Here is a 14,812-nt window from a genome sequence, read left to right as displayed (position 1 = left end):
TGGGACTAGTCTCGCTTACGTCAACCTTGGGAGGGGCCAATGACGACCATGACCGTGAAAACGCCGTGGCATCTGTGGCTGGTCGGGCTGCTGGCGCTCGCCTGGAACGGCTTCGCCGGCTATGATTTCATCATGACCCTGACCCGGGGCGCCGAGTATCTGCAGGCCTATTTCCCGCCGGAACAGGTCGCCTACTACACCTCAATGCCGGAGTGGACGAAGATCCCCTATGCGGCCGCCGTGTGGGGTGGGGTGATTGCCGCGATCCTGCTGCTGCTCCGCTCGCGCTGGGCGGTCCACCTCTTCGCCATATCCCTGCTCGGCGTCCTGGTCAGCGTCTTCTACGCCTACGGCATGGACGACTGGGCCGCCCTCGGCGGGTCCAAGGGTATGATGATGTGGGGCATGATCGCCGCCATCGCCCTGTTCTTCGCATGGTACGCCCGCATGATGTCGAAGCGGGGCGTGCTGCGCTGACCGGCCAGCGAGCCGGCCTTTTGATACCAACGATCCTTGGGAGGGGATGATGACCGATATGACTTCAATGACGCGTTCGACGCCGTGGCACCTGTGGGCGGTGGGCGGGATCAGCCTGCTGTGGAACAGCTACGGGGCCTATGACTACACCCGCACCAATCTGCCGGACGGCGAAGCCTATATGGCCAGCCTCGGCATGACCGCGGCGCAGATCGCGACGTTCCACGACATGCCGACCTGGGCCGTGGCGGCCTGGGCCTTTGGCGTCTGGGGCGCGCTGGCGGGTTCGATCCTGCTGCTCCTGCGCATGAAACTGGCCTTCCAGGCCTTCGTCGTGTCCCTGCTCGGCCTGCTGGTCAGCCTGGTCTATGCCTACGGCATGACGGATGCCGGGGCCGCGGGTGGCACCCAGGGCATGATCATGTACGGCGTCATCCTCGCCGCCTGCCTGTTCTTCGTCTGGTACAGCCGGATGGCATCGAAGAGCGGCATTCTGCGCTGACGGGCTGACGCACGGTCGGTTCCCGCGTAAGCACGCGCGGTGACCGACCGTATCCCCGTTTCCCTGAGCGAAGCCGACATCGCCGCCGTCCGTTCGTGGGTGATCCACGAGGACGAGGCCGTCATCGCCTTCAACAAGCCCGCCGGCCTGTCCAGCCAGGGCGGCCGCATCCAGGCGCACACCCTGGACGACCTGCTGTGGGCCTTCGCCCGCTCCAACGGCAAACGCCCCGATCTGGTGCACCGGCTCGACCGCGACACCTCGGGTGTCATCCTCGCCGCGAAGACCAAGCCCGCCGCCGGCTTCCTCGGCAAGGCGATGCAGGCGCGGCGCTTCAAGAAGACCTATCTGGCCCTGTTGTCGGCGGCCCCCGATCCGAAATCCGGCACCATCGACACGCCGCTGCTGCGTCAGGAGATCGGCCGCGAGAGCTATATGCGCGCCGTCACTGCCGAGACGCCGGGGGCCCAGGCCGCGCTGAGCCGCTATCGCACCCTGGCGGCCTCCGAGGACGGGGCCCTGGTCGAGCTCGATCCGGCCACGGGGCGGATGCACCAGCTGCGCGTCCACATGGCCTCGATCGGCCGCCCGCTGGCCGGGGACGCCCGCTACGGCGGGGCCCTGACCTTCGCCGGCCGCGCCGCGCCCCGCCTGATGCTGCACGCGGCCAAATTGACATTTCCTCACCCTGAAGGCGGCTACCGCACCGTCGAGGCCCCCCCACCCGAGGATTTTGAGGCGTTGAAGGCGGCGGCCGGGCTGTAGGGGACCACCCGCAGGGTGGTGGAGGGGCGGAACCCAAGCCATAATCCGACGCTTCCCAAGGGAAACCGGAGCCCCGCCATGACCCGTCTGACCCTGCCTCTGATCGTTGCCGCCGGCCTGGCCCTGTCGGCCTGTGCCAGCCTCGCCCCCTATGGTCCGCAGATGGGACCGGGCGGGCAGGGGTTCTCCGAACAGCGCATCGAGTCCAACCGGTTCCGCGTCACCTACACCGGGGTGGGCGCGCCCGGCCCGGTCATGGACATGGCCTACCTGCGCGCGGCCGAACTGACCCGGGCCACCGGACATGACTGGTTCGAGGTGACCCAGCGCTGGACTGACGGCCGTCCCGACAGCGCCGGTGGCATGCGGCCCAGCGTGGGGATCGGCTTCGGCTCGGGGCGCGGCTCAAGCCGCTACGGCCGCTATTCGTCGTCCGGAGTCGGCGTCGGGGTCGGGCTGAATTTCACCGGCCCGTCGCGGACCTCGACCACGCTGGAAGTGCTGATGGGCGACGGGCCCCGTCCCGACCGTCCGAACGTCTATGACGCCCTGGAGGTGCAGGACAGCCTGCGGAGGGATTAGGGATTAGGGAGGAATGGCCTGACTCGGCCGAAGCGTAGCTCGAACCCTCACTCCTAATCCCTAATCCCTAATCCCTATCTGCCGCCGCGCGTCAGGGCCCGGTACTCGACCAGACGTTCCTTGTCGCGGCGCACCTGGTCGGCGACGGCGTTATCGACGTCCAGCGAGGCGTAACGGACCCAGTTCTCGATGCCGAGCTTGTCCTGCACCGCCGAGGTCGGGGTCTGCCAGCGGAAATACGACAACAGGCCGACGATCGCCGACAGCACCACGGCCAGCCCCTGCAGGCCGCGCAGGGCGACTTCGTGACCGACGAGGCCGGGCTGGAGGGCGAAGATGGCCACGCCGCCGACGAACACCAGCGGGGTGAGGATCCGGGACAGCCAGCGCATCCAGTAGCGCTCACGGCGTACCCGCCACAGCTCCATCTGGACGTATTTCTCGAGGTATTCCATGCGCGCGCCCAGCCACATGGTCAGGCGCGTCAGATACAGGGCCCGCTGGCCCCACGCCTTGCCGTCCTGCTGGTAGCGGGTCTCCGCCTGGTCGGCCATGGCGCGACCGCTGGTGAACAGGTTCTGCAGTTCGCGGGTGCGCTGCACGATCTCGCGCGACAGCTGGTAGGAATCGTTCTCCAGCCGGAAGCGGTACTGGATGAACAGGATCTGCTGGATGCCCCAGTAGAGGCCCAGCACCGCCACCATGGCCCCGGCCGCGATGGCCGCGCCGGCGGCGTCTGTGCCGGTCCACTGGCTGAACCAGGTCGGGCCCAGCAGGGCGAGGGCGGCAAAGCCGGCCATGGCCAGGATCTGGTTGACCCGTTTGATGAGGACATGGATGCGCAGGGCGTCGAACACCCCCCGGCCATAGCGATAGATGTTGGCCCTCAGATCGGCATCGACCGGGAACCGCTCCTCGATCTGGCGCGCGTACAGCACGTGGAAACGGTCGGGCTTGCCCTCCGATTCCCAGAACGGAAAGATATCCAGCGGCTGGTTGAAATATTCGTCGATGTGGGCCGAGACCCGTTCGGTCGCCGCAGGGTCTTCCGAGAAATACTCACTGTCCTGGATCGGCCGCAGGATGCCGTCTGCGCCGCGCAACGGGCCGCTCTGGTGTGTCGGCGTGGCCGAGGGAATGCCGCGATTCTCGCGCTGGGCGGCGCCGGGCGGCGGGGCGTTGGGCGCGGCATGCAGCCGGGCGTCCTCGCCCTGACCGCCATGGCCGTCGTCTTGCGACGCGCCGTGGCTGGTGTCTTCGTGTCCGTGGTTGTGATCGTCGTGCGACATGGCGCTTCCGGCGGTCCTTTGAAACTATAGCCCGACACTATGGCAGATCGCGCCGCCGGGCCGACAGCGTTCCCCCTGGGCGCGAAGCGGCGCCGCTGATCAGTAACACCGTTAACCGGGGTCCGGGGCAAGTGAAGTTTCAGTCAGACGCCCCGGCCGATCCGTTCCCGGTACGTCTTCGCTTCGCCGCCAACTCCAGTATAAGCCCCGCACCATGACACGTTTTCTGATCGTCGCAGCCGGGGGTGCCCTCGGCGCTGTCGCCCGCTACGGGGTCGGACGGGTGTTGCCCGCCAGCGGCTGGCCTTGGGCGACGCTGACGGTCAATGTCGTCGGCGGCCTGCTCATGGGGCTGCTGGCCGGCTGGCTGGCCTTCCGTGGTGGAGCCAACAGCGAGTCCCTGCGCCTGTTCGCCGCCATCGGCCTGCTGGGCGGTTTCACCACCTTCTCGGCCTTTTCGCTGGAAACGGCCTTGATGATCGAGCGCCGTCAATTGGCCATGGCCGGGGGCTATGTCGCCGCCTCGGTGGCGCTTTCGGTGCTCGCCCTGTTTATCGGCCTGATGGTCGCCCGCCGCGCCTTCGGAGCCGCCCCTTGACTGACGAACCCATCCGGGAAACCCCCGACGCCCCCAAGCGCGAGGTCCTGACCATCTATGTGGCCGAGGCCGAAGACGGCATCCGACTGGATCGCTGGTTCCGCCGGCGCTGGCCGCATTTGTCCAACATCCAGGTGCAGAAGATGGCCCGCAGCGGCCAGATCCGCGTCGACGGAGCCCGCATCAAGCCCGAGGGCCGGCTGACCGCCGGTGCCGCCGTGCGCGTGCCGCCGATCCCCGACGACACCTCGCGTCAGGCCGGCGATGTCCACACGCTGAGTGCCCAGGACATCAAATTCGCCAAGTCGCTGGTCCTCTATGAGGACGACATGGTCATCGCCATCAACAAGCCGCACGGCCTCGCCGTCCAGGGCGGCACCAAGACCAGCCGCCACGTCGACCGGCTGCTGTCGGCCTGGGGGGAGGGGATGGACCGCCCGCGCCTCGTCCACCGTCTCGACCGCGACACCTCCGGCGTGCTGCTGCTCGGCAAGGGACCCGAGGCGGCCAAACGTCTGGCCGGGGCCTTCGCCCGGCGTCAGGCCAAGAAGACCTATTGGGCCATCGTCATCGGCAATCCCAAGCCGGAAGCCGGCCAGATCGACATGCCGCTGAAGAAGACCGGCATCAACGATTTCGAGATGATGCGCCCCGCCGACCGCAAGGACCCGCGCGGCGAGACGGCCGAGACCGCCTTCGCCACCATCAGCCGCGCCGCCCACCGGGCCAGCTGGATGGCCCTTCGCCCCTTCACCGGCCGGACCCACCAGCTGCGCGCCCATATGGCCGCCATCGGTCACCCGATCCTCGGCGACGGCAAATACGGGGATGAGAAGTCGAAAGAGCTGTCCGGCCCGCTGAAGTTGCAGCTGCACGCCCGCCGCATCGAGCTGGAACACCCGTCCGGCGGCATGCTGGTGGTCGAGGCCCCGCTGAGCCCCGAGATTCTCGCCGGCATGGTCCATTTCGGCTTCGACGAAGCCGAGGGCAATGAGCGCGATCCGTTCGAAGGGGTGAAACGCCAGCGATGACCGCATTCCTCCCCCATCGGGGGAGGGGGACCGCGCGAAGCGGGGTGGAGGGGGCGGCCCCGGACACCAGCGCCCGGTTCAGGCCCCCTCCGTCACCGCGCGAAGCCGCGCGATGCCACCTCCCCCGATGGGGGAGGACCGGATGAGCCGACCCCTTGCCGTGTTCGATATCGACGGCACCCTCGTCGACAGCCGCGCCTCGATCCATCGCGCCGCCTGCGAGGCCGCGCGCGACCTCGGCCTGCCGGAACCGGACTATGACCGGGTGCGCCAGATCGTCGGCCTGACGCTGGAGCATGGCATGGCGGTGCTGGAGCCTGATCTCGGCCCCGCCGACCTGGCCCGTTTCATCGCCGGCTTCCGCGCCAGCTTCGGCCGCATGTTCGATGCCGGCCATGAGGAGCCGCTCTATCCGGAGGCCATGACCACCCTGCGCCGGCTGCACCGCGACGGCTGGCGGCTGGCCCTGGCGACCGGCCAGAACCGGCGCGGCGTGGCCCGCAACCTGGCCCGCGAGGGCTGGGCCGACATGTTCATCTCGTCTCACTGCGCCGAGGACGGTCCGGGCAAGCCCGACCCTGCCATGCTCCACGCCGCCATGGCCGCCTGCGACGCCGATCCGGCCACGACCATCATGATCGGCGACACGACCCATGACGTCCGCATGGCCGTCAATGCCGGGGTCCTGCCGCTCGGTGTGGCCTGGGGTTTCCATACGGTCGAGGAACAGCGCGCCGCCGGGGCCCGGCACGTGGCGCAGAGCTTCGCCGAACTGACCGTCGTCCTCGACGGGTTCGACGCCCATACCCGAGCCGCCTGAGACCCTGATGAGCCACATCCCGCCCCTCGATCCCAATGTCGCCGCCCGCAAGGGTTTCCGCGAGTCCGAGGAACGCCTCAAACGCTTCTGGACGGCGGTCGATGTGGTCGAGGGCGAGCGCGGCTGGAGCGTCACTCTCGACGGGCGCACGCCCAAGACCCCGGCCCATGCCCAGCTGCGCCTGCCGACCGGGGCCGCCGCGCGGCTGGTCGCCGAAGAATGGGCCGCCCAGGGCGAGTTCATCGATCCGGGGACCATGCCCGCCACCCGTCTGGCCTCGACCGCCATCGACCGGGTCAGTCAGGTGCGTGAGGCCGTGGCCGAAGAGATCGCCGCCTTCGCCGGCACCGACCTGCTCTGCTACCTCGCCGAACACCCGACCTCGCTGGCCACGGAACAGGCGCGCGACTGGACGCCGTGGCGCGACTGGGCCGCACTGGAGCTGGGCGTGACGCTCGAGCCCTGCGTGGGCATCGTCCACCGCCAGCAGGACCCCGCCGCCATCGCCCGCGTCGCCGACTTGGCCCTGCGGCTCGATGATTTCGCCCTGACCGGCCTGGCCATGGCCACGCCCCTGCTCGGATCGGCCGTGCTGGCCCTGGCGGTGCAGCGCGGGGCGCTGGCGGGGGAGACCGCCTTCGAACTGAGCCGCCTCGACGAGGCCTTCCAGGAACGCCAGTGGGGCACCGATGCCGAGGCCGCCGAGCGCACCGCCGCCCGCCGTGCCGAGGCCGTCCTGCTCGACCGCTGGTTCCGGGCGCTTGTTCCTCCCCCGTCGGGGGAGGGGGACCCCGCGTAGCGGGGTGGAGGGGTTGTTGACTTTCCAATGCGGAAAATAATCACTTGACGATGTGGAAAGTGCCGATCACTTTCCAATCCAGAAAGTGAGAGCGCCGCCATGACTGAAGACCAGACCCCCGCCGAGGCGCTCGCCTCGATCAGCGCCGCCCGTACCGCCGTCGGCGGACGAGTCGACGAAAAGTCCTGGACCTACGACCTGATCTATTCGTCGCTGGCGGCGGTGATGATCGGGGCGCACGCCTTTCCGTCCCCGATCGGCGTGCTCGGCTCCGTTTTCGGCATCGTGGGGCTGGCGCTGCTGGTGCGCACCTGGGCCGACCGCACCGGGGTCCTCATCAGCGGACTCAAGCCGCCCCGGGCGCGCTGGGTTTCCGTCGGGCTCGGCCTCGTCCTGGTGGCGGTCATCTTCAGCGTGATCGCCGGACGTCAGCTTGAGCTCTGGTGGGTGCCGCTGCCGCTGGCCGCCATCACCTTCGTTGCCGCCCTCGTCGCCTCGCGCCTGTGGCGACGGGTCTATCGCGCCGAGATGGGCGTCCGATGAGCCGCGTCCCGCAGTTCGACCCCGTCATCCACGCCCCCGGCCGGTTGCAGATCTGCGCCATCCTCTCGGCCACCGACGAGGCCGAGTTCGCCATGGTCCGCGACGCCATCGCCGTCTCGGACTCGGTGATGTCCAAACATCTGAAACAGCTGGAAGACGCCGGCTATGTCCGGCTGCGCAAGGCCGCGCTCGACGGTCGCCAGCGCACCTGGCTGACCCTCACCGCCGCCGGTGGCACCGCCTTCGCCGCCCATGTCGCCGAACTGCAGCGGCTGGCGACGATGACCGCCCCCGAACCGCTCGGGCAGGGGTTCTCGGGGTAGGCGGCCCCCTCCACCGCCGTTCCGGCGGTCCCCCTCCCCCGTTGGGGGAGGACTTGCCGCCGCCATTCCTCCCCGACGGGGGAGGGGGACCATGCGAAGCATGGTGGAGGGGGCGCTTGCCACCGCCTCCGGCCCTCCTTAAGCCTCCCGCTCAAGGAGACTCCCATGAAAGACATCCTCGAACAGCTCGAAGCGCGTCGCGCCGGGGCCCGCCTCGGTGGCGGCGAGAAACGCATCGCCAATCAGCACGCCAAGGGCAAGCTGACCGCGCGCGAGCGTATCGCCGTGCTGCTCGACGAGGGCTCGTTCGAGGAGACCGACATGTTCGTCGAGCACCGCTCGCACGATTTCGGCATGGAGAAGCAGCGCGTCCCCGGCGACGGCGTGGTCACCGGCCGCGGCACCATCGGCGGCCGTCTGGTCTATGTCTTCTCCAAGGATTTCACCGTCTTCGGCGGTTCGCTCTCGGGGGCGCACGCGGCCAAGATCGTCAAGATCCAGACCATGGCCCTGACCAATGGCGCCCCGATCATCGGCCTGTTCGACGCCGGCGGTGCCCGCATCCAGGAGGGCGTCGAATCCCTCGCCGGCTATGCCGACATCTTCCTGCAGAACACCCTGGCCTCGGGCGTCATCCCCCAGATCAGCGTCATCATGGGCCCCTGCGCCGGCGGCGACGTCTATTCCCCGGCCATCACCGACTTCATCTTCATGGTGAAGGACACGTCCTACATGTACGTCACCGGCCCCGACGTGGTGAAGACGGTCACCAATGAGGTGGTCACCCACGAGGACCTCGGCGGGGCGCGGGTTCACTCCCAGAAGTCCGGCGTCGCCGACGGCGCCTTCGAGAACGATCTGGAGGCCCTCAGCGAGGTGCGCCGCCTGATCGGCTTCCTGCCGCTGTCGAACCGCGAAAAGCCGCCGGTGCGCGACAGCTACGACGATCCCGAGCGCGACGAGGCCAGCCTCGACACCCTGGTCCCGGCCAATCCGAACCAGCCCTATGACATCAAGGAGCTGATCCTCAAGACGGTCGACGAGGCCGAATTCTTCGAGATCGGCCCGGACTTCGCCAAGAACATCGTCACCGGCTTCGGCCGCCTCGACGGCCAGACCGTCGGCGTCGTCGCCAACCAGCCGCAGGTGCTGGCCGGGGTGCTGGACATCGACTCCAGCCGCAAGGCCGCGCGTTTCGTGCGCTTCTGCGACGCCTTCGACATCCCGCTGGTCACCTTCGTCGACGTGCCCGGCTTCATGCCCGGCACCCGCCAGGAATATGGCGGCCTGATCAAGCACGGGGCCAAGCTGTTGTTCGCCTATGCCGAGGCCACCGTGCCCAAGCTGACGGTGATCACCCGCAAGGCCTATGGCGGCGCCTATGATGTGATGAGCTCCAAACACCTGCGCGGCGACGTCAACTACGCCTGGCCCAGCGCCGAGATCGCCGTCATGGGGGCCAAGGGCGCGGTCGAGATCATCTTCCGCAAGGAGGCCGGCGACCCGGAAGCGCTGGCGGCGCGCGAGGCCGAGTACAAGGAACGCTTCGCCAACCCGTTCGTGGCGGCGTCGCTGGGATACATTGACGATGTGATCATGCCGCACGGGACAAGGCGGCGGCTGATCAAGGCGCTACGGACGCTGAAGAACAAGTCGCAGACCAACCCGTGGAAGAAGCACGATAATATTCCGTTGTAGGCTGGCGCTATTCGAGTATGTCGACCATCTCAGCGCTAGGATATGTGCCTGCGAGCATCTTCAGATAGAGCATCGTGGCCCCGCCTTCATCGTAGGGCCCCGCCAAGTTGAAGCGGCGACCGCTTTCTAACCGCCATCGCCAGATCAGTCGCTTGGCATCCTGCTCAAAAAGCTGGTTTCCTTCCCGAGCTTGTCGCGAGAGCTCCTCAAACCACGCCATTACAAGGTCTGGCGAATCGCTTGCTTCACGAGGGGAAAACGGGGGGCGCTTCGCGGGGCGATCCCGTTCCCAAGCTTCGTGCCTGGCTAACAACAAATTAGTTGCTTCAGCCAAGGTGGGCTGCGCTGTCTGGGGTTCGGGACGGTCAGCAACTGGTCCATCGAGCCTCCGGGAAATGAACCGCTCAGGGCGCGGGAGAACTACATCCAGTTGGTCTCGCACCCGGGGATCCAATTGTGGCCAGCAGATGCGATACTCAGCCTGAGCGGCTAGCCGGTCGGGCTTCATGAACGGGCCCCGGATGGGTAGGCGTGATTCTGAGAGATCAACGCGTTTGTCGCCGTAGGTTACCCAGTCGAATTTTGGTTCGCCAAAGAGATCCCTCAACGGCGTGCCTCGCTTGGTGAATCCCTCTCTCCAGAGTGCGTACGCAAACGCTGGAACGTCCAGAATTTCGACCGCTGCATCATATCCTTCCGCCAGCCAGTACTCACTGCAGGTCGAAAAGTCGCCCTCAGCCAAGCAAAGGATGTGGGCAGGGTCATCCGCCAATATTATAGTCGGTGCTTCAATCCGTAGGTTGATGCCCCCTCCGTCGTGAACGACGATGTTCTGTTGGCGAAGCCACGCCGTATTTGGGGGGGCGGTATCCGCCTGCCAAACAAGAGGCTCTGCAGCGACCATCTGCGCGCCAGCTTCGAGCCGATCTCCAATCTGATCATCTCCGCCCGGCCATTCCCGATAGGCAAAGTAGTCGAGGCTGCTGATACGTATCTGGCCAGACAGCCACGATTGGGTGAACCGGCTGTTGTGAAACTTATACCAAGCTGGTGTTCGGTTCATTTGTGTCTCGCTTGCTGACGAACAATGGAACAGTTGCGCCCGGTGACCAACCTCCTCTTCCACTGCGCCCGCAATCGCCTGCGTTCGCCCACGGCCGAGCAGGTGTTCGCGGCATGGCCCTCCTTGTCATCCCCGACGAAGCGAAGCGGAGATCGGGGACGGCTGAAGTCCTCTCTGCCCAACGCCCGGACAGCCCCCTTGGGCTGAGCCGGGCGACGGCCTGCGGACGCTGGAAATATTGGACCCGCGACGCTGCGCCCCGGTGTCGTCGTTTGACGCTGTCGCCGCCTGTCTCCCGGCTCAGCCCAAGGGGGCTGTCCGGGAGGATCATGGTGGGGTGCCGCCACCGTCCCGGATAGCGCCTGGGGCGCTTCCGGGATGACAAGGAGGGCGATCTTGAGGGTGAAGAATGTTCCTGATATGTTCTCATGAGAGCAAGAGGGGGAACGGCCCCATGACCGACCACAGCTTCTGGGTCTATATCGTCGCCAGCGGTCCATGCGGCTGGCTGTATGTCGGCATGACCAACGATCTGATCCGGCGGGTCGGCGAGCACAAACATGGGCAGGTCGACGGCTACAGCCGCGAGCGGCAGACGGATCTGCTGGTCTGGTACGAGCATCACCGGTACGTCGATCAGGCGATCCTGCGTGAGAAGCGCATCAAGCGCTGGTTGCGACCCTGGAAATTCGCTCTGGTAGAGGGCATGAATCCGCACTGGAGCGACCTGTATCCGGACCTGCTGACAGGCGAACGCCCCTGACCAACCTCCTCTTCCTCTGCTCCCGTAATCGCCTGCGCTCCCCCACGGCCGAGCAGGTGTTCGCGGCATGGCCCGGCGTCGAGACCGCCTCCGCCGGCCTGGCGCCCGACGCGGAAGAGCACTGCTCCGCCGAACTGGTCGAATGGGCCGATATCATCTTCGTCATGGAGCGCGCCCACCGCGCCCGGCTGCAGCGCCGCTTCAAACTCTGGCTCAAACGCGCCCGCGTCATCTGCCTCGACATCCCCGATGACTACGCCTTCATGCAGCCCGAGCTGGTGGCGCTGCTGGAGAGGAAGGTGGGGCCGCACCTGCGGTCCATCTGAGCGCTGACGCCCGTGTCTCCTCCCTGTTCGCGGAGCGAATGGGGAGGGGGACCACGCGAAGCGTGGTGGAGGGGTGGGGCAGGAACCCGCTGCCCCCGTGATGAAGCTTGAGCGCCGCTCACCACCCCTCCGTCACGGCGCGAAGGGGCGCCGTGCCACCTCCCCATTCGCTGCGCGAACAGGGAGGAGACACTCCCTCAGGCACCCCTCCAAACCCCACTCCATCTGAAGTTTTTTCGATCAACACTTGATAAATCGAAACTTTCTGTTATGTTGTGGTCATCCGGAAATCCAGACGGCCTCCTGCCCACGCCCTGCGTGGCGGCGGGTGAACCTTATTCGTCGCTGGACTTCGAGACCCTGAAACCCCCCGAGGAGACGCTCTTGTTCGCACAACGCAAAGCACCGTTCACCCCCCGCTCCAATCCCGGTTCGCGCTATGGCTACCGTGCCCCGCCGATCCGAGCCCGTGTCGGCCTGGCCATGCGCCGGTCCATGACCTTCGGCGATCTGCCGGATGCGGAAGCCGTGCTGCGTTCGAACGGCCTGTCCCTGGCCCCGATGTCGGTCGGCGAGGCCGGTATGAATGTCGGTGGCACCAGCGTGCTGGCCACCGCCCAGGTCTCCGACATCGACAACGGTGCCCTCAAGGCCCTGATCGTTCCGGCCGGTGCCGCCAACGACACCACGGACATCGCCGCCCTCGATGACGCCATCCAGCACGCCCAGGCCAAGGGCACGCCGGTCCTGGCCTTCGGTGAAGGCGTCGCCGACGTTCTGCGCGCCCTCGACCGCACCACCGACGTCAGCGCCGATGCGCCCGCCGTCATGGTCTCCGGCGACACGGTCGAGGTGCTCGGCACCTCCGAGGCCCTCGCCGACGCGGCCCGACGTATCCAGTAGCGACGAACCGCGCGAGGGCCGGTGACCCCGGTCGTCAGCCTTTCGAAGGCCGCCTCCTGATACCGGGGGCGGCCTTTGTCGTTTCGGGTCGCCGATGCGACCGTTTCTGACGCATCAACCGGTTAGAATGCTCTCCGGTCCTCGTCCGTATCGCGCGGTCGAGGGTCCGGCGAAGTAGACTCTTCGGACTCATTGGACTCTGTTTTTGGCGCGATCAGCCGACCAGGGCGGCCCGCTCCTCGGCGGTCAGCATGCGCCATTTGCCTTCGGGCAGGTTGTCGAGCCTGAGCGGCCCGATCCGCACCCGGATCAGGTCGATGACCTCGAGGTCGACCATGTCGCACATGCGCCGGATCTGGCGGTTGCGGCCCTCGCGCAGGATGAACTTCAGGCGGAACGATTCCATCCGGCTGACGTGGGCGCGTTTCAGCTGGCGGCCGTCCAGCATCAGGCCATAACGTAGCAATTTCAACTTGTTCTCGGTCACGTCACCGGCGATGCGGACCAGATACTCCTTGTCCAGGTCGGACTGGGGCCCGATCACCGCCTTGGCCACCACCCCGTCCGAGGACAGCAGCAACAGGCCGCGGGAGTCCTCGTCCAGCCGCCCGATCGGGGGCAGGGAGTGGTCGTCCGCCGGGGTCACGCCGGGCCCGACCCGGTTGCCGTCGGTGACCAGCCGCACGGCCGGCAGCTTGTCCGGCTCGGGCTGGCCCGAGACGTAGCCGAGCGGCTTGTGCATGACGATGGTCACGCCCTCGGCCAGGGTGGCCGTGGCCCGCTCGCTGAGGGTCAGGGTCTGGCCGGGCTCGAGCTTGCGCCCGGCGTCGGTGACCACCTCGCCCTCGACCGAGACCAGGCCGTCGGCGATCAGGGCATCGGCCTCGCGCCGCGAGCAGACCCCGGTCTGGCCCAGCCATTTGTTGATCCGGACCGGCTCGTCGCCGTCGTAGGTTCTGGAGAAGGCCATGCGCGGCTCCGTAGCCGCCGGGGCGGGCCGGGTCTAGGTACCGATCACCGCCGCGATGGCCGCCCGCGCCACCGCATCGTCATCCGCCGAGGCGGCCCCCGAGATGCCCATGGCCCCGACCACCCGGCCGTCGACCACGATGGGCACGCCCCCGGCGATCGGCACAATGCCCTCGATGGCCAGCAGGGCCGTGCGCCCGGCCGTCAGCCGCTCCTCATGCGCGGCGGTCGCCGTGCGGAACCGCGCCGCGGCCCGGGCCTTGGCCTGGGCAATGGCGATGGAGCCGTACTGGACGTCGTCCATCCGCCCGAAGGCGACCAGCTCGCCCGACGGCTCGACCACGGCAAAGGCCAGGCGGAACCCGCGTGCCCGCGCCTCTTCCGTGGCCCGCACGATCAGCGCCTGGGCCACCTCCAGCCGGATCGGCGCGCCATAGGACGCAGCGGGAGCCGCCGTCGGCGCGGCTGTCGGCGGCGTCTGGCCGAGAGCCGGACCTGCCGTGGCCAGAACGGCGAGAAGGACGAGGAGACGTTTCATGAGGTCACTTTCGGGTTCAGCCAAGCTTGAGCCCAATGCCGCCACATCCCCGCCGAAAGCACAAGCGCCGCTCAGACCCGCCGGAACAGCAGGATCAGATTGTTGGCTGGCATCCCGATCCGCATGGTCAGGGCCAGCCCTTCGGCCCTCGCCGTCGCCGCCACCCCATCCCGGTCGCGCAGACCCCAGTCCGGATTACGGCCCTTCAGGCTCTCGTCGAAGGCGGCATTCGAGTCCGCCAGCGGCACGTCGGCCTCGCGGTACGGCCCGTACAGGACCAGCAGACCGCCGGTGGCCAGCCGGCTTCCCGCCAGCGCCATCAGCCCCTCGGTCGCCGCCCACGGGCTGATGTGAATCATGTTGATACAGACCACGGCCTGCAACGGCCCCTCGGGCCAGCTCGCCGGGTCCCGCACGTCGAGTGCCAGCGGGTCGCGCAGATTGGGCAGAGCCGCGCCCGCCGCCCAGGCCGTGATACTGGCCCGCGCCTCGGCGCTCGGGTCACTGGGTGTCCAGTCAAGGCCGGGCAGGGCACCCGCAAGGGCCACGGCATGCTCACCCGAGCCTGCGGCGACTTCGAGCACCCGGCCCGTCGCCGGCATATGCGCCTTCAGCACCTCGAGGATCGGCCCCGTGTTTCGCGCCACGGCGGGTGAGGCGAGGGCCCCTTCGGGGTTCGCTCTGGCGGGGTCCATCGTCTGCATGGTCGTTCCGATAACCCGCCCCGCGCCACTCCGCGACCGGAATTGTGCGGGCGCGGCCGGGTGCCTCGCTCGCGAGAGGTTGAAACATGCATCGGTTGACGCCGCGTCCGCTTCGGTGT

19 protein-coding genes are annotated in these 14,812 nt (G+C 67.7%); 14 read left to right on the top strand and 5 right to left on the bottom strand.

Translation table 11 applies throughout. The annotated features are described in order from the left end of the window. Positions 1–39: 39 nt before the first annotated feature. The 4 genes from Q8L83_RS16155 (at position 40) to Q8L83_RS16140 (ending at position 2,326) form a co-directional block, all read left to right on the top strand. On the top strand, positions 40–477 hold the full coding sequence (locus Q8L83_RS16155) for a hypothetical protein (protein ID WP_305288736.1): 438 nt from the start codon (positions 40–42) through the stop codon (positions 475–477). A 49-nt stretch (positions 478–526) separates the two neighbouring features. Further along, positions 527–979: a hypothetical protein gene (locus Q8L83_RS16150; RefSeq protein ID WP_305288734.1), complete on the top strand. Its 453-nt coding sequence runs from the start codon at positions 527–529 to the stop codon at positions 977–979. A gap of 39 nt (positions 980–1,018) precedes the next feature. Continuing rightward, on the top strand, positions 1,019–1,744 hold the full coding sequence (locus Q8L83_RS16145) for an RluA family pseudouridine synthase (protein WP_305288732.1): 726 nt from the start codon (positions 1,019–1,021) through the stop codon (positions 1,742–1,744). Positions 1,745–1,822: 78 nt separating this feature from the next. Further along, on the top strand, positions 1,823–2,326 hold the full coding sequence (locus Q8L83_RS16140; protein WP_305288731.1) for a hypothetical protein: 504 nt from the start codon (positions 1,823–1,825) through the stop codon (positions 2,324–2,326). Between the two features lie 74 nt (positions 2,327–2,400). Here Q8L83_RS16140 and Q8L83_RS16135 read toward each other — a convergent pair whose 3' ends face one another. Then, a complete protein-coding gene (locus Q8L83_RS16135; RefSeq protein WP_305288729.1) occupies positions 2,401–3,615 on the bottom strand; it encodes a hypothetical protein in 1,215 nt (404 codons plus the stop codon). Between the two features lie 214 nt (positions 3,616–3,829). On the opposite strand from Q8L83_RS16135, the gene crcB reads away from it, so the two are divergent. From crcB to Q8L83_RS16100, 7 genes are all read left to right on the top strand, one after another. After that, positions 3,830–4,213: a fluoride efflux transporter CrcB gene (gene crcB, locus Q8L83_RS16130; protein ID WP_305288727.1), complete on the top strand. Its 384-nt coding sequence runs from the start codon at positions 3,830–3,832 to the stop codon at positions 4,211–4,213. Then, a complete protein-coding gene (locus tag Q8L83_RS16125) occupies positions 4,210–5,244 on the top strand; it encodes an RluA family pseudouridine synthase (protein WP_305288725.1) in 1,035 nt (344 codons plus the stop codon). The genes crcB and Q8L83_RS16125 overlap by 4 nt, the downstream gene beginning before the upstream one ends. Before the next feature lie 142 nt (positions 5,245–5,386). After that, on the top strand, positions 5,387–6,064 hold the full coding sequence (locus tag Q8L83_RS16120) for an HAD-IA family hydrolase (protein WP_305288723.1): 678 nt from the start codon (positions 5,387–5,389) through the stop codon (positions 6,062–6,064). A gap of 7 nt (positions 6,065–6,071) precedes the next feature. After that, positions 6,072–6,863, top strand: a complete 792-nt coding sequence (locus Q8L83_RS16115; RefSeq protein ID WP_305288720.1) for an ATP12 family chaperone protein — start codon at positions 6,072–6,074, stop codon at positions 6,861–6,863. A gap of 99 nt (positions 6,864–6,962) precedes the next feature. Then, positions 6,963–7,406 (top strand): hypothetical protein, encoded by a 444-nt coding sequence (locus tag Q8L83_RS16110; protein WP_305288719.1) that lies wholly within the window; start codon positions 6,963–6,965, stop codon positions 7,404–7,406. Then, positions 7,403–7,729 carry a transcriptional regulator gene (locus Q8L83_RS16105; protein WP_305288718.1) on the top strand — a complete coding sequence of 109 codons (327 nt, stop codon included), beginning with the start codon at positions 7,403–7,405 and terminating at the stop codon, positions 7,727–7,729. Before Q8L83_RS16110 ends, Q8L83_RS16105 begins: the two co-directional genes overlap by 4 nt. 165 nt (positions 7,730–7,894) lie before the next feature. Further along, a complete protein-coding gene (locus tag Q8L83_RS16100) occupies positions 7,895–9,427 on the top strand; it encodes an acyl-CoA carboxylase subunit beta (protein ID WP_305288716.1) in 1,533 nt (510 codons plus the stop codon). A gap of 7 nt (positions 9,428–9,434) precedes the next feature. On the opposite strand, the gene Q8L83_RS16095 is transcribed toward Q8L83_RS16100, so the two are convergent. Beyond that, entirely contained in the window at positions 9,435–10,490 is a 1,056-nt protein-coding gene (locus Q8L83_RS16095; RefSeq protein WP_305288714.1) for a hypothetical protein, read from the bottom strand. A gap of 454 nt (positions 10,491–10,944) precedes the next feature. Here Q8L83_RS16095 and Q8L83_RS16090 point away from each other — a divergent pair, with 454 nt between their 5' ends. The 3 genes from Q8L83_RS16090 to Q8L83_RS16080 all read left to right on the top strand — a co-directional run bounded on the left by Q8L83_RS16090 (position 10,945) and on the right by Q8L83_RS16080 (position 12,482). Then, on the top strand, positions 10,945–11,253 hold the full coding sequence (locus tag Q8L83_RS16090) for a GIY-YIG nuclease family protein (RefSeq protein WP_305288712.1): 309 nt from the start codon (positions 10,945–10,947) through the stop codon (positions 11,251–11,253). 56 nt (positions 11,254–11,309) lie between these two features. Further along, positions 11,310–11,579: a low molecular weight protein tyrosine phosphatase family protein gene (locus Q8L83_RS16085; protein WP_305288710.1), complete on the top strand. Its 270-nt coding sequence runs from the start codon at positions 11,310–11,312 to the stop codon at positions 11,577–11,579. 384 nt (positions 11,580–11,963) lie between these two features. After that, positions 11,964–12,482 carry a hypothetical protein gene (locus Q8L83_RS16080; RefSeq protein WP_305288708.1) on the top strand — a complete coding sequence of 173 codons (519 nt, stop codon included), beginning with the start codon at positions 11,964–11,966 and terminating at the stop codon, positions 12,480–12,482. Positions 12,483–12,696: 214 nt separating this feature from the next. On the opposite strand, the gene Q8L83_RS16075 is transcribed toward Q8L83_RS16080, so the two are convergent. From Q8L83_RS16075 to Q8L83_RS16065, 3 genes are all read right to left on the bottom strand, one after another. Continuing rightward, positions 12,697–13,452: a pseudouridine synthase gene (locus Q8L83_RS16075; RefSeq protein ID WP_305288706.1), complete on the bottom strand. Its 756-nt coding sequence runs from the start codon at positions 13,450–13,452 to the stop codon at positions 12,697–12,699. A gap of 33 nt (positions 13,453–13,485) precedes the next feature. Further along, positions 13,486–13,989, bottom strand: a complete 504-nt coding sequence (locus tag Q8L83_RS16070; RefSeq protein ID WP_305288704.1) for a heme-binding protein — start codon at positions 13,987–13,989, stop codon at positions 13,486–13,488. A 71-nt stretch (positions 13,990–14,060) separates the two neighbouring features. Next, positions 14,061–14,693 carry a DUF938 domain-containing protein gene (locus tag Q8L83_RS16065; RefSeq protein ID WP_305288702.1) on the bottom strand — a complete coding sequence of 211 codons (633 nt, stop codon included), beginning with the start codon at positions 14,691–14,693 and terminating at the stop codon, positions 14,061–14,063. Between the last annotated feature and the right edge of the window lie 119 nt (positions 14,694–14,812).

This window comes from Phenylobacterium sp. (assembly GCF_030680185.1).
Classification (GTDB): domain Bacteria; phylum Pseudomonadota; class Alphaproteobacteria; order Caulobacterales; family Caulobacteraceae; genus Phenylobacterium.
The sequence above is the reverse complement of the archived record's forward strand: the minus strand, read 5'-3'. Positions and strand labels throughout refer to the sequence as shown.

What these genes read in the sequence shown, in the direction of transcription:
- Q8L83_RS16095 (WP_305288714.1), bottom strand. Translation starts at nt 10,490, where the DNA reads ATGAACCGAACACCAGCTTGGTATAAGTTTCACAACAGCCGGTTCACC.
- Q8L83_RS16070 (WP_305288704.1), bottom strand. Translation starts at nt 13,989, where the DNA reads ATGAAACGTCTCCTCGTCCTTCTCGCCGTTCTGGCCACGGCAGGTCCG.
- Q8L83_RS16075 (WP_305288706.1), bottom strand. Translation starts at nt 13,452, where the DNA reads ATGGCCTTCTCCAGAACCTACGACGGCGACGAGCCGGTCCGGATCAAC.
- Q8L83_RS16150 (WP_305288734.1), top strand. Translation starts at nt 527, where the DNA reads ATGACCGATATGACTTCAATGACGCGTTCGACGCCGTGGCACCTGTGG.
- Q8L83_RS16120 (WP_305288723.1), top strand. Translation starts at nt 5,387, where the DNA reads ATGAGCCGACCCCTTGCCGTGTTCGATATCGACGGCACCCTCGTCGAC.
- Q8L83_RS16100 (WP_305288716.1), top strand. Translation starts at nt 7,895, where the DNA reads ATGAAAGACATCCTCGAACAGCTCGAAGCGCGTCGCGCCGGGGCCCGC.
- Q8L83_RS16155 (WP_305288736.1), top strand. Translation starts at nt 40, where the DNA reads ATGACGACCATGACCGTGAAAACGCCGTGGCATCTGTGGCTGGTCGGG.
- Q8L83_RS16140 (WP_305288731.1), top strand. Translation starts at nt 1,823, where the DNA reads ATGACCCGTCTGACCCTGCCTCTGATCGTTGCCGCCGGCCTGGCCCTG.
- Q8L83_RS16115 (WP_305288720.1), top strand. Translation starts at nt 6,072, where the DNA reads ATGAGCCACATCCCGCCCCTCGATCCCAATGTCGCCGCCCGCAAGGGT.
- Q8L83_RS16065 (WP_305288702.1), bottom strand. Translation starts at nt 14,693, where the DNA reads ATGCAGACGATGGACCCCGCCAGAGCGAACCCCGAAGGGGCCCTCGCC.
- Q8L83_RS16105 (WP_305288718.1), top strand. Translation starts at nt 7,403, where the DNA reads ATGAGCCGCGTCCCGCAGTTCGACCCCGTCATCCACGCCCCCGGCCGG.
- Q8L83_RS16090 (WP_305288712.1), top strand. Translation starts at nt 10,945, where the DNA reads ATGACCGACCACAGCTTCTGGGTCTATATCGTCGCCAGCGGTCCATGC.
- Q8L83_RS16135 (WP_305288729.1), bottom strand. Translation starts at nt 3,615, where the DNA reads ATGTCGCACGACGATCACAACCACGGACACGAAGACACCAGCCACGGC.
- crcB (WP_305288727.1), top strand. Translation starts at nt 3,830, where the DNA reads ATGACACGTTTTCTGATCGTCGCAGCCGGGGGTGCCCTCGGCGCTGTC.
- Q8L83_RS16110 (WP_305288719.1), top strand. Translation starts at nt 6,963, where the DNA reads ATGACTGAAGACCAGACCCCCGCCGAGGCGCTCGCCTCGATCAGCGCC.